Raw genomic sequence first — 12,596 nt, 5'->3', positions numbered from 1 at the left:
CTCGACCGCGAAGGCCATTGCAGCCGTCGCCCGTCAGGAAGGCGTCGGTGCGGAATCGTTGCGCCGGTGGGTTGTGCAAGCCGATATCGACGCGGGAGACCGAGACGGGCAGACCAGCGAGGAACACGCAGAGATCCGCCGGCTCAAGGCCGAGAACCGCAAGCTGCGTGACGACGTCGCGATCCTGAAAGCAGCGACAACTTTCTTCGTGGGGGAACTCGACCCCCGCAACCGCTGATCATGGGATTCATCGACCAGATGAGATCCGAGGGGCATGCAGTCGAGTCGATCATCCGCGTCCTGCGAGAGCAGGGCGTGAAGGTCGCTGCGCGCACCTACCGGGCCTGGCGGCAAGGCCGCGTGTCCCTCCGGACTGTGACCGATGCGCTCGTCGTCGACGCCGTCCGTGACGCCGCCTGGCGCGCCGAGGTGCTGCCCGACGGGACGACGCGCCGCCGGATGACGCCGGAGGGCTTGTATGGCCGCAAGAAGATGACCGCGCTGATCCGCCGCACCGCCATCGCTGACGCCTCACGTGGCGCGGTGGACCGGGCCATGCGGGCTCTGGGTCTGCAAGGCATCACCCGGGCGAAGGGCATCCGGACCACGATCCCCGGCAAGGATGGCAACCGTGCCGGCGACCTCCTGAACCGAGACTTCACGGCCCCACATCCAGATCACACCTGGGTGATGGATTTCACATATGTCCGATCATGGGCGGGCTGGGTCTACGTCGCTTTCATCCTCGACGTGTACTCGCAACGCATCGTGGCCTGGCACGCGCAGACCACCATGCACACCGAGCTCGTCATGATCCCGCTACGCATGGCGCTGTGGGAACGTGGCCGGCAAGGCCACCCGATCCAACCGAAACAGCTTCGAGCGCATAGCGACGCGTCGGGTGTCGACTCGCACGTGACGCTGCGTGGCCGGATTCTCGCGCTCAAACAGCAGGAAACCAGCCACTACTCTGGCCGGAAAACCCTGCTCAACCGGCCTGTAAACAGTCGATCACACACAACGCTCTGCCCGAAGAGTTCCCCGGGGACGATGCCGAGGTTGGCGCCGTCCTCCAGACGGTGGGCGGCAATGAGGGAATGGCCGCCGGCGTCGGTCCAACGGAAGAACAGGACGGTTCCGATCGATTGACCGGTGGCGTCGATCAGTGCCGGTTTCCAGTCTGGTCCGGCTCCCGCAGGACGGGCGAGAGAGGCGGAATCCCACAGCGGGACTCCATCCCCAGTTCGAAAAGCCGTCACATCGTCCAAGGTGCCGGCGACTCCGACGCCATTGCCTTCGTACAGCGCCATCTTCGCAAGTCCAGCGTCCACCTGCTCGCCCGTGCGCGCGTCCAGCATCACCGCGCCGACCGGATCGTTCGAAACCACGGACTTCGGAGTATCGGCGAAGATGAGCCCCGGACCCCGGTGGGGACCCGGGACCTCGACCGGACCCCAGACGATCTCACCGTTGTCACGAAAAGCGGTCGCAACGGTTCGAGTGGCGAGTGTGTTCCCGTCGAGCGACGCATCAGAGTCGAGGATGACATCAAGTGTCTGCCCGTCAACGGTTATCGAGGTACGACCCACGCAGGAAGGGTTGGTGTCTATCTGCCAGCCGCGGCCGTCGGCGCCGACCTCGACGATACTGAGCGCGTCTCGTTGACCGTCCGGGAAGAGAACCGAGGTGAAATTATCCCCGGACACGGTTGGCGGCTGATCGAACTGGACCAACCCACGAAAGCGAAAATTGGGAGGGGCGCGAACCACGTCCGGGGATGCCGCGCGCAGGTAGTCGACGCGATCGTCCACAAGCTGCGCCCCCACCGTCTGCGGTGCCGGGGTGCAAGAGGTGAGTACCCCTGCCAGGACTCCTACACCGAGAATGATGCGCACTACCTTCGTGCCTCCGCCGAAGCTCGTCACAGTACCCGTTCATCCTCCGCCACCTGAGCGCGCCGTCGCCGCCGTCTTGATCGGATGCCATAGAGAGTGACAACAACCGAAATCGCAAGCACAGCAATGATGCTGAAGACCAGATTGGAAACACCGGATGACACGTTCAGCGCCCAGCTCTCCGCTGCGAACTGGCCCGAGATAGTCAGAATCCCGCCGAGCCCCGCTGTTCCGTCCGTGACCAACAGGAGAATACCGATACCGATAGAAAGGGCGCCGGAGACGATCATCAGCCAGGAGTTTTGCCACCGACCGATGCGCAAGGAGCGCGGGCGCAACCACTTTTGCTGGCTGATCTTGGCGCGATCCCACACCAGCGCGAGAACAACCAGCGGCACCACCATGCCGAGGGCGTAGACGGCCAAGAGCATTCCGCCGTAGACGGCGTCGCCACCGATCGCGGCGACCGTCAGAACCGACCCGAGAATGGGACCAGCGCACACCCCCGCGACGCCATAGACGGTACCGAGGACAAAAACTGAAACTTTCGAGGTTCCTTCCCCGCCACCGCCGCGAGAAAAACTGGGCAACCGGACCCCGGAAAGTTGCACCAGACCCAGGGCGATGATCACCGTTGAAGCGATAGCCACGAATAGGTCACGATCCTGCGTGAACAATGCCCCGAAGGAACCTGCTAGCGCCCCGATCGGGACCAGGGTCGCGATCAGTCCGAGGTAAAAGACGGCGGTGCGGGCAAACAATCGTGTGGGCGAGCTGAATGCGTAAGCGAAGAACGCGGGGAGCAACATCACCGAACAGGGACTCAACAGGGTCAGGATGCCGCCGAAGAACGCGCCCGCGTAACCAATGTCCATCAGTTCTCGGCCTGTTCGAGTTCCGCCTCAATCGCGTCTCGGAAGGCGGTGACGGGTAGCGCTCCGCTCAACGGGGTGTCATTGACAAGAAACGTTGGAGTGCCCGTAACTCCGAGTGAACGGGCCTCCGCAAGGTCGGCGTCCACGCGCGCCAGCAACTCGGGGTTCGTCAGATCCGCTTCGAAGGCGGCCATGTCCGGCACCCCGATTTGCTGGGCGATTTCGATCAGGCGCTCACGCGGCAACGCGACGTGACCGCGCTCGGGGGCGTCAGCGAAGACCACTTCGCCGAACTCCCAAAACAGACCCTGTTCTCCGGCCGCCCGCGCGGCCACCGCCGCAGCAACCGACTCATCGCCGAAGACTGGCAGATCGCGCCACTCCATTCGCACCTCGCCTGAGTCCACGTATTCCTGAATCAGCTGTGGCATGGTGTCGCGAGCGTAGACTCCGCAAAATGGGCATCGAAAATCGGCATACTCGATAAGTACTACCGGGGCGTCGACAGCCCCGAGAGCCGTCGGATCCCCGTCGACCCGCCGGGACATATCAAATTCCGGCTCACCGCCGGTGTCGGCCGGGGTGTCATGAGTGACGATGGGCGAGTCCGGGGTTGCTTCATCATTCTGCTGAGCAGCGACGCCGACCCCGACAACCCCGACGACGACCAACAGGCCAGCCGCTGCAACGGCATATCCTTTCCAAGGTCTACGGGTCGATTTGCTTGTGCTGCGCGGCGTTGTCATCTGCTCATCTCGTAGGAAGGAACGGTTTCGAGGTTAAATGTACATACATTTCATGGGAGAAAGAAGAGCGTCAACATGGTTAGGTCTTCGAGTCACAGCACCGGCGATAACGCACCATTGTGGAGAGCTATTTCTACCGACCTGGGGGAGCGGATGGCGAACGGCGAGTTCGCTGACGGGTTTCCGGGAGAAATGGAGCTGGCGCAGACCTACGGGGTGAGCCGGGGAACGGTGCGCAGCGCGCTGCGGCCGCTGCGCGACAGCGGTGCGATCACCGCGGAACGCGGGCGCCGTCAACGCGTCGTCGAGTCAGAAGACGGGCTCCTATTCGGTCCGCTCCACAGTCTGTTCGCCTCCGTTCAAGCTGCCGGGATGATTCAGCGAAGCACCATCCTCACGCAGGCCGTCACCACTAACCCCCGCGTGGCGACTCAATTGGGACTCTCCCCGTCGACTCCTCTTTTTCACTTGGCGAGAGTTCGGTTCGCCAACACGGAACCGCTCGGATGGGACGAGGTGTGGTTGCCGAACGCGCTCGTCGGACCTCTTCTCGAGGTCGATTTCTCTCACACCGCGCTCTACAAAGAACTTCGGGAGCGGTGCGGCATCACGCTGGACGGCGGGCGAGAAGAACTACGAGCCGACATTGCCGACGCGTTGGATATTCAGTACCTCGCGTGCGATCCGGGTGAACCGATTCTCCGCATCCACCGTGTTGGCATTCATGCTGGCGCACCGATCGAAGTGCGGCAAGGCCGGATTCGAGGTCGCCGGTACGCCGTCACCACGCAGTTCGGCGCGATCACCGCGGACGACTAGCGTTCCACCGCTTGCACTACGCAGTGAACTCCGCTTTCACGACCTCGAGGGAAGCGAGGAGACGGGTGTCCGCCTCATCCGCTACTCCTTCTATATCTGCTGAGCTGCTCAGCTCGACCATCGTCTGCGGGTTGATGGCCTGAACGGTAGTCGCCGCCGCGTCAGGGCCCCGACGAACGACAACGTTGCAGGGAAGCAGAAGTCCCATGTCTGGTTCTGCGGAGAGGGCTCGTTGCGCCAGAGCCGGGTTGCAAGCGCCGAGAATTAGGTAGTCGCCGAGAGCCTGGCTGCTCTCCGCCCCGAGCTTGTCGTCGAAGGTGGCTCGAACATCAATTTCGGTGAGGATCCCGAAGCCCTGTTCCTGTAGCGCTGCCCGGGTGCGGGCGACCGCGTCGTGGAAGCTCGCCGTGACGGTGACCGTGTGTGCGTAGTTCATGAAATGCTCCTTACATTGTTGATTGTTTCTTCCGATTCGGTGCCGGCTATGTCGCCTCGACCACCCCCATCATCCCGGCGTCTTCGTGCGCGAGAATGTGGCAGTGGTAGACGGTCTTGCCCGGGAAGTCGTCGAACGCGATTCGTACCCGCACTCGGCTCCGGGCGGGAACATTGACGACATCGCGCCACACCGGATCATCGGTGGAACCACCCTGGTCGTCCACTAGCTGCATCGGCCACACGTGGAGGTGAATCGGGTGATCCATGGTGCTGGTGTTGACGAGAGTCCACTCCTCTACGCTTCCGACCTGAACGGCAGAGTCGATGCGTGCAGGATCGAAGGGTTGGCCGTCGATGGTGAAGCTCATCCCGCCGTCACTCATGCTCGTGCCGCCCATTCCCATGGCGAAAGTCAGTTGCCGGGTCGCCGCTACCGACTCGGTTCTCAAATCGCGTTGAACTGGCTGTGCCGGCACGGGACTGTGCTCGGCAACAGGCGCACCTTTCACCTCGACCGTGATCACGTCGACGGAGTTCGAGGAGGACCGCGCGCCAGCACCCATCATCCCCATCGCGCCCCCTCTGTCCACAGGCAACGATCGCAGCACCGAAGTTCCGGCAACGCCGGTGACAAGCAGATCCGCTCGGTTCCCCGGGGTCAGAACAACCTCGTCGACTTCGTGCGGGTTCACGGATCGACCGGAGTCCATGCCCAGCAGTTGCAGGTGCTGTCCGTCCAGTCGAAGCTTGAGATAGCGAGCAACGCAGGCGTTGACGATGCGCCACCGCTCCCTTTCGCCAGGCGCTAGCGTCAGCGTCGGAGCGACCTGACCGTTGACGAGCACCAGATCGCCTTCTCGGCCAAGCATCCGATCCATCGCTGCTGCTGCGGGAATCTCCCCGGAACCATCGAGAGTGATGTCCGAGATCACAAGGACTCGTTCGCGGCCTACCGAGATGGGGGTGGGGTCTTCAACGATGATCATCCCGTACAGGCCGCCGAAGATCTGCTCGGCGACCATGCCGTGATGGTGCGGGTGGTACCAATACACGCCCGGCGGATGATCGTCCGGAAGCCGGTATTCGTAGTCGAACGACTCTCCCGGCTCGACCGCGACGAAAACGTTGTCGCTGTTTCGTTCAGGAGACACATGGAGTCCGTGAACATGAAGATTCGAAGCCTTGCTCAGGTCGTTCTTCAGCGAGACGCTGAGGCGGTCCCCAGGGCGGACGATCAAGGTAGGGCCCGGCAGACCCCCGTTGTATGCCAGCACTGTCGCCTGCCGGCCTGCGACCCGCGCTTTCCCCTCCGCGGCCGACAGCTCCACCTTCAGGGCGCCGTTGACGCTGCGCATCACTCGTGGTTCCACCAGCATCTGACCTGCTGCAGAGTCGCTTCCGGAGTCCGCACTCAATAGAAGGCCGGTGGAGCCGACAACGAGGCTCGCCGTCCCAGCGCCCGCCAGGATGAGCGCCTGCCGTCGAGTAAGCGGTTCCATCACGTGTCTTCACCCAAGATGCGGACGCGCTCCTGGTAATCCTCCACACTCAGTTCACCTCGCGCGAACCGTAGGTCAAGCGCCTCGCGCGCAGGGCTTCGTTTCGTGGTTCCCTGTCCAATCGCGGGATGCCGTTCACCGGTCGGGCCCGGTGCAGGCCTACTCCCGAAGGCCCGCACCGCCCAGATCGCCAGTAGGACGATGCCCACGACGATCAGCAGCCAGAACACCCAAGCGCCACCCATCAAGAATCCGTAGTCGTTCATCATGCGTCCACTCCTTCTTTCTATTGCCACGACAAGCCACGGTGGCTATGCGGTGAGAATCAGATGGTTCATTGCTTCGCTGCCTGATGGGGCGAGGGCCGAGGGATGGAGATGGGCCGACAGGTGGAGCAGGCATTGCCTGGATCGACCCCACGTTCTCGGTCGGAGACTGTTGCCTCCTGTTCCTGGGCGAGACGCTGCAGAAGCGCCCATACCAGCAGGGCGAGTGCCGCGAGTCCAAGCGCGAGTCGGGTGACAACTCCGAGCGTGCCAGGAGCGAGCGCTATTAGGCTCATTGACGACGACGACAGACCAGCGAAGGCGACGCCTGCTATCCCGAGTATCGGCCACCGAAGATCGCAGAAGGTCGCCGCCGCGCCGATTGGTGCGCCTCGGTAGGTAGCGAAAATCAGGCCGACAAGCCCCGCCCCTATGATCGCGAATGGGTACCACCACCGCGCCGGAGGCGGGGCCAGAGAATCATGTCCGATGTCCGCCGGAACTCCAATGAGCCCGTTGGCCGCGCCCAACCCGAGAAGCACGGTGGCGGCCACGAGCGCGGACACGTACCAACGGTGGCGAGGCCAACGGCGAAGCTCACCGCCGACCCGCCTGCTGCTGACAAGAGTTTTGGTCATCACATTCTCCGGGTGTCGAGGATCGAGTCGCGCGAGCATCTGGCATCAGAACCGGACGTAAGCCCAGCCCTCCCACTGCTTCTGCGCGACATATGCCACCGCTGATGGAACGCTCCCCACTGACTTGTGAAGTTCAGACTTGTCGACTCCAATCGTGGCCATGCTGTTGCTGCAGGCCGTCACCTCGATCGCGCGCGAGGTGGCGACTTCGGCAATCTCATCCGCGTAGCTACTCCCAGCCGTGAGCTGTTCCACCGCGGGACCTTGTACGACAATGTGAATCCCGACACCGGAACCGAGTTCTCTGGCGGAATTGCGAGCGACACGGAACGCGGTCGACAGGACTTCAGGATCGGCGCCATAGGCATGAATGAGAAGATGTTTGTCGGCCATCTGCACTCCTAAGCCAAGGAGAGGAAAAGCTTCTCGAGCTCATCAACCGTCATCGGGTCCGACGGGTCGTCCGGAGAGGTGATACACCGCCTCATCGCGGTCGACACGATCGTGAAGCCTGCACGATCCAGGGCCTTGGAGACAGCCGCAAGCTGAATAACAACGTCACGGCACTCTGCACCGGACTCGACGGCAGTGATGACCGAGGCGAGCTGGCCCTGCGCACGTCGACGCCGATTGATAACTTTCCGGGAAGCCTCGGCTGCGGCTGCGGAATCGCCGTCGAGAGCACTGGAAGGGGTCATGGGAATTTTCCTCTATTGATCTGATCAGTGGGACAGAACCGGCAAAAATGCCTAGTTGGTATCGAGGGGCAGCCCAGCTTGGGTCCAAGCGGCAGTGCCACCATCAACGTTGACCGCATTTATGCCAAGGGCTCCGAGCGCCTCCACCGCTTGGGCGCTGCGACGTCCCGACTCACAGATGACATGAACGGTATCTGTCGACGGAATCTCGCTAATACGCGACCGGAGTTGACCCAACGGGATATTGATGCCCCCGGGAACGTGACCCGCGGCATACTCGTTCTGCTCTCGAACGTCGACCAGAGTCACGTCAAATTGGTCGGCGAGGCCTGTAACTAGAATGGACTTCATGAATGATCCTCTCAAGTAAAACTGAACGAACTGTGCAACGCTCTCCTACAGGCCCACCTCGCGGCTAGAACCGGACTTGTGGGTTTTCTTCCCACGGCGAGGTTGGTTAGCGGCGACCCGAGAACAACCGCGAGAAGAAATTGCCCTGGGGTGGAGCATCCCTTTCATGTCCACGACAACGCTGCGCGCCAGGCACCCCTCGCATAACCTGATCGACGTGCTGACCACACCCCGCCCACGTTGTCTTGCCACACTTCTTACAGGTAGCTGCTCGGCACATACTCATACTCCTTCTCGTAGTTCGTCGAAATTCAAACTATACCCCTAGGGGTATTGAACTGGCTGAAAAATGGTTGTGTGAGCTAAACAACTTGTTTGTCGGCAGCAGCGCGCCAAGCATCGGCCATAGCGCCCGATGTCGGCCAACGACCCCGAGCGGCGCCCACGAAGTCCTTTTCTCGATTGCTGATCACGATGTCCTCGACAGCGCCTGGGACGGCCGTGGCGGCGTTTCTGACCACCATTCCGAAGGTGGGCGCCCTGATCGCTGCGATCCGACTCCTCGAGGTGATGCCCGCCGGGGTCGATATTCCGCTGCTCGTCGGAGTCCTCGCTGCCGTGAGCATGACTCTCGGGAATTTCGCCGCATTCTGGCAGACGGATGTCCGGCGCCTACTCGGCTGGTCCACCGTGAGCCAAGTCGGCTACCTGTTGCTCCCGGTCGCCGTTGCCGGCCGCAGCGACCTCGCCGTACGGTCACTCGTGTTGTACCTCGCCGGCTACGCGGTGACGAACCTCACCGCCTTCGCCGTCGTCGCCGCGTTCCCCGCACGCCGCTGCATTGCCGACTACACCGGGCTTGCCGCGCGGCATCCGCTGCTCGCCGGGGCGCTGGTCGTGGGCCTGCTCGGACTCGTCGGCACGCCGCCCACCGTCATCTTCTTCGGCAAGCTCACCAGGTTCGCCGCCGCCGCCGACGGCGGCTTCGCCTTGCTCGTCGTGATCGCCGCCGTCAACACCGTCGCGAGCCTCTTCTACTACCTTCGTTGGTTGCACGCCTACGCGCAATTAGCGATGCCGTCGAGGTAATACCGCGCGCAGCCCACATTCCGGAAGCATCAGACTTCGCCGATGCTGACGTCATCATCGACGCCACCGTCAGCGTCGCGGTGGGGCGAGTGCTCGACGCTGCGGCTGCGACGGCGACGCGCCCGGTCTTTGCGCAGATGGCATGTGACGTGCGAACCGGAACGCTCGGCATCCTGAGCGTCTCGATGCCACCCGAGAGAGCGGGTTGCCTAACGATCGACCAGAATGCCGAAAACGCGGTGAGAGCCGATGGCACGCTGGAGCCTTTCTACGAACTGTGGGGCTCCGAGACAGACGCCGACGAGATCATCCCAACCAGGGGCTGCTCCACACCGACCTTCCACGGCTCTGCTGCCGACATGAGCGGCATCGCCGCGAGTCTAACCAGCCTGCTTGGCGCACATCTCGGCTCCAGTGAACCCGTATCCGGGACACACCTCATCTCGCTGCCGCATGGCGAAGCGGGACCGCTGCGAAGCTTCGTGGCCGCAACCCGCATCGAAGCGCCGGCCGAAGGCGAGGAACTGTCGGAATATCAGGGAAGTGGCGAGACGGAGGAGCTGACCAAGGACCAGTCGGGAGGAGTGCAGGATGGCGCCCTCTGACGCGCGAGACACCACCGTCAAGCGCGAACGCATCAAGGAGTCAGTACGCAACGCACTTTGGGCACGCACCGCTGGACGTTGCACAATCTGCAACCGTCGCCTGCTCGGCGACCAGCGAACGTACCTGCACTCAGTTCTGTTGGCGGAACTGGCTCACAACATCGGCGCTACCGACGGAGCCGGATCACCTCGCAGTGGAGCCAACGACGGCGTCGACGACACCGAGGCCGAAGAGAACCTATTGCTCCTATGCCACGACTGTCACAAGATCATCGACAACCCGGACCACATCGACTTCTTCCCGCCCGAGAAGCTCCGCGAGATTAAGGAATCCTTCGAGCGACGGATCGAGATGGTCACAGACAACGGTGGACTCACTCGAACCGCCGCGCTCCGAGTTGGTTGCATGATACGCGGGTCGCTTGCGATGGCATCCCGGCGCGAGATCGGCGAAACGCTCCTCGCGGTCAACTACCTGGGCCTAGTCGAGACCCAGCGCAGCGGTGACTTCACCTGTCGAATCAACGGTTCCGCAAACGGCCGCGGCTTTTGGGATGCGGCGCAGCAATCGATCGACGACACACTTACTCAAGTCCGTCAAGCCGTCGACAGCGGAGACGTGGAGCACATCTCTGTCTTTGCCATCGCTCCTGTACCTCTGCTCGTCTATCTGGGATGGCATCTCGACGACAAGACACCAACCCGACTCTTCCAAAAGCACCGCGACCAGTTCACGGGTTGGTCATGGAGTGATCAAAGCGACCTGGTCGACTTCGAGATCGTCACCTCCGAAAACGACGCATCGGCCGAAGGCCTCGTACTGGTCTGCGCACTGACAAGCGAGGTGAGTCGTGCGGCGTTTCCTCCCGATGTCGCCGGATTGCCGGTCATCGAGGTAAGACCCGTAGGCTCGCCACCTGGACCGGTTCTTATTTCGCACGAGCAATCTCTCGTCAACTTTGCCGAGCGGTGGCGAGAAGCGCTAGCGATGGCTGAAGCGCGCTTCCCAAGCGCACGTCGCTGGCACCTGATCGCGTCTGCACCGGTCACAGCCTCGATCGAGGCCGGCCGCGCGATCGTCCGAGACATTCATCCGCCCGTCACGATCTACGAGCGCACGAATGTGGCATACGAGGCGGTCATCACGGTCAACGCCTAGAGAAGCAGACAGAAGCGTAACGACAACGAACGTGGCGACGTGCGACGATCCAGGACGATGCAGCGGCTACAAGGAGTGCCGTCCTTGGCATGCAGGTCGCGAGACCGTGAATTCGCGCTCGACTGTGGGTGGAGTGTCGGGAGCCCTTTCGACGGACGTGGGGGGAGGGCCATGACCTTCTACGCGATGTCTGGGGTCGGCTAGACACTGGTTGCAGGCTCCGAGGCGCTCCCGAGTTCGACGGAGCTGGCACCCTAGAATGAACGGGGAAGGCTCTACCCGATGGAATGATGCTGCGAGGAGGCGTGATGGCTGGCTTAGGGGAACACATCACTGCCATGGTCCGCAGTCACGCGTCCGGTGACGACTCAGCGTTCTACTCGGTCGCCCTCCAAGTCGCCGCACGGGAAGCCCGTCAAGGTCATCACTTGCTCGCTGATGACATCAAGAAGGCCGTCGACGCCTCTCGGCAGACAAGTCCCCGTAGCAACGTCACCAAGCTTGCCAAGCCACGCGGCGACCTGGCAGATCTAATCGAGGTCACACACCCGGAAGTGACACTGAAGAACCTCGTTGGGCCAGGCGAACTCGTTGAGCGGCTCAAACAGGTAATCGCGGAGCAACGACAGCGAAAAACCCTCCTCGAACACGGCTTCGACCCCACGCATCGACTGCTCCTTGAGGGACCGCCAGGTACCGGAAAGACTATGACCGCCGCGGTACTCGCGCGCGAGTTATCGCTACCTATGTTCACGATTCGGCTCGATAGCTTACTCAGCAAATACATGGGTGAGACTGCAGGCAAGCTGCGACTCGTATTTGACGCGGTTGCAGAACGTCGCGGTGTGTATCTCTTCGACGAATTCGACGCTCTTGGCGCCGACCGATCTGGTAACGACGTCGGCGAGGCCCGGAGAATTCTGAACTCGTTCCTTGTGTTCCTCGAACAGTCCAGCCCGGAGAGCATCGTGATAGCAGCAACGAATCACCGCTCCATTCTGGACAAGGCTCTCTTCCGACGGTTCGACATGGTCCTCACCTATCACCTCCCTGACAAAGCGCAGGCCCGTTCCGTTATCAAGGGCAGACTGGGCTCATTGATCAAAGGAATGCGCTGGGACAACGTTGACGCGCACACCGAGGGACTCAGCCACGCAGACCTCGTAAAGGCCGCCGAGGCTTCCGCAAAGTCCATCCTGATGCGAGGCGACACACTCATTACCGCCAACGATCTCATCGCTGCGCTGGATACCCGGCGAACGGCGTGAACCGTCCCAGGTTTGGTGCCGCATCCTTTTGAGTTGATTGGATGTCATCATGCCGAAGAAGATCGATGCCGCGCTCCGTGAGCGCGCAGTCAGGCTCGTGCGCGAGCACCGGGCCGAGTACCCCTCGACCGCGAAGGCCATTGCAGCCGTCGCCCGTCAGGAAGGCGTCGGTGCGGAATCGTTGCGCCGGTGGGTTGTGCAAGCCGATATCGACGCGGGAGACCGAGACGGGCAGACCAGCGAGGAACAC

General features: G+C 62.3%; 13 protein-coding genes and 2 pseudogenes. 7 read left to right on the top strand and 8 right to left on the bottom strand.

Translation table 11 applies throughout. The annotated features are described in order from the left end of the window. Positions 1 to 897 (top strand): annotated as a pseudogene (locus J1M43_RS16035) (IS3 family transposase); the annotation flags it as partial. 1,024 nt (positions 898 to 1,921) lie between these two features. Here the strand turns inward: J1M43_RS16035 and J1M43_RS16030 are convergent. Next, positions 1,922 to 2,770 (bottom strand): cytochrome c biogenesis CcdA family protein, encoded by an 849-nt coding sequence (locus J1M43_RS16030; protein WP_206477460.1) that lies wholly within the window; start codon positions 2,768 to 2,770, stop codon positions 1,922 to 1,924. Next, on the bottom strand, positions 2,770 to 3,516 hold the full coding sequence (locus J1M43_RS16025) for a DsbA family protein (RefSeq protein WP_206477459.1): 747 nt from the start codon (positions 3,514 to 3,516) through the stop codon (positions 2,770 to 2,772). The genes J1M43_RS16030 and J1M43_RS16025 overlap by 1 nt, the downstream gene beginning before the upstream one ends. Before the next feature lie 153 nt (positions 3,517 to 3,669). Between J1M43_RS16025 and J1M43_RS16020 the strand changes: the two genes are divergently transcribed. Then, positions 3,670 to 4,335: a GntR family transcriptional regulator gene (locus J1M43_RS16020; RefSeq protein ID WP_206477458.1), complete on the top strand. Its 666-nt coding sequence runs from the start codon at positions 3,670 to 3,672 to the stop codon at positions 4,333 to 4,335. A gap of 16 nt (positions 4,336 to 4,351) precedes the next feature. Here the strand turns inward: J1M43_RS16020 and J1M43_RS16015 are convergent, their stop codons facing one another. The 6 genes from J1M43_RS16015 to J1M43_RS15990 form a co-directional block, all read right to left on the bottom strand. Beyond that, positions 4,352 to 4,771, bottom strand: a complete 420-nt coding sequence (locus J1M43_RS16015) for a DUF302 domain-containing protein (RefSeq protein ID WP_206477457.1) — start codon at positions 4,769 to 4,771, stop codon at positions 4,352 to 4,354. Positions 4,772 to 4,817: 46 nt separating this feature from the next. Then, positions 4,818 to 6,272, bottom strand: coding sequence for a multicopper oxidase family protein (locus J1M43_RS16010; RefSeq protein WP_206477456.1), 1,455 nt, complete (start codon positions 6,270 to 6,272; stop codon positions 4,818 to 4,820). Then, on the bottom strand, positions 6,272 to 6,541 hold the full coding sequence (locus J1M43_RS16005) for an SHOCT domain-containing protein (protein WP_206477455.1): 270 nt from the start codon (positions 6,539 to 6,541) through the stop codon (positions 6,272 to 6,274). The genes J1M43_RS16010 and J1M43_RS16005 overlap by 1 nt, the downstream gene beginning before the upstream one ends. Before the next feature lie 680 nt (positions 6,542 to 7,221). Continuing rightward, entirely contained in the window at positions 7,222 to 7,569 is a 348-nt protein-coding gene (locus J1M43_RS16000) for a DsrE family protein (RefSeq protein ID WP_206477454.1), read from the bottom strand. A gap of 8 nt (positions 7,570 to 7,577) precedes the next feature. Further along, positions 7,578 to 7,874, bottom strand: coding sequence for a metal-sensitive transcriptional regulator (locus J1M43_RS15995; RefSeq protein WP_206477453.1), 297 nt, complete (start codon positions 7,872 to 7,874; stop codon positions 7,578 to 7,580). A gap of 51 nt (positions 7,875 to 7,925) precedes the next feature. Continuing rightward, complete coding sequence (locus J1M43_RS15990) at positions 7,926 to 8,225, bottom strand: rhodanese-like domain-containing protein (protein WP_206477452.1); 300 nt, start codon at positions 8,223 to 8,225, stop codon at positions 7,926 to 7,928. Between the two features lie 474 nt (positions 8,226 to 8,699). Between J1M43_RS15990 and J1M43_RS15985 the strand changes: the two genes are divergently transcribed. The 5 genes and pseudogenes from J1M43_RS15985 to J1M43_RS15965 all read left to right on the top strand — a co-directional run. Beyond that, positions 8,700 to 9,314 carry a proton-conducting transporter membrane subunit gene (locus tag J1M43_RS15985; protein ID WP_206477451.1) on the top strand — a complete coding sequence of 205 codons (615 nt, stop codon included), beginning with the start codon at positions 8,700 to 8,702 and terminating at the stop codon, positions 9,312 to 9,314. Further along, positions 9,272 to 9,919 carry a hypothetical protein gene (locus J1M43_RS15980; protein WP_206477450.1) on the top strand — a complete coding sequence of 216 codons (648 nt, stop codon included), beginning with the start codon at positions 9,272 to 9,274 and terminating at the stop codon, positions 9,917 to 9,919. Before J1M43_RS15985 ends, J1M43_RS15980 begins: the two co-directional genes overlap by 43 nt. Then, positions 9,906 to 11,078 (top strand): SAVED domain-containing protein, encoded by a 1,173-nt coding sequence (locus tag J1M43_RS15975; RefSeq protein WP_206477449.1) that lies wholly within the window; start codon positions 9,906 to 9,908, stop codon positions 11,076 to 11,078. The genes J1M43_RS15980 and J1M43_RS15975 overlap by 14 nt, the downstream gene beginning before the upstream one ends. Before the next feature lie 308 nt (positions 11,079 to 11,386). Further along, positions 11,387 to 12,346 carry an AAA family ATPase gene (locus J1M43_RS15970; RefSeq protein WP_206477448.1) on the top strand — a complete coding sequence of 320 codons (960 nt, stop codon included), beginning with the start codon at positions 11,387 to 11,389 and terminating at the stop codon, positions 12,344 to 12,346. 49 nt (positions 12,347 to 12,395) lie between these two features. Further along, positions 12,396 to 12,596 (top strand): annotated as a pseudogene (locus tag J1M43_RS15965) (IS3 family transposase); the annotation flags it as partial.

This window comes from Microbacterium sp. KRD172, from assembly GCF_017168295.1.
GTDB classification, from domain to species: domain Bacteria; phylum Actinomycetota; class Actinomycetes; order Actinomycetales; family Microbacteriaceae; genus Microbacterium; species Microbacterium profundi.
The sequence above is the reverse complement of the archived record's forward strand: the minus strand, read 5'-3'. Positions and strand labels throughout refer to the sequence as shown.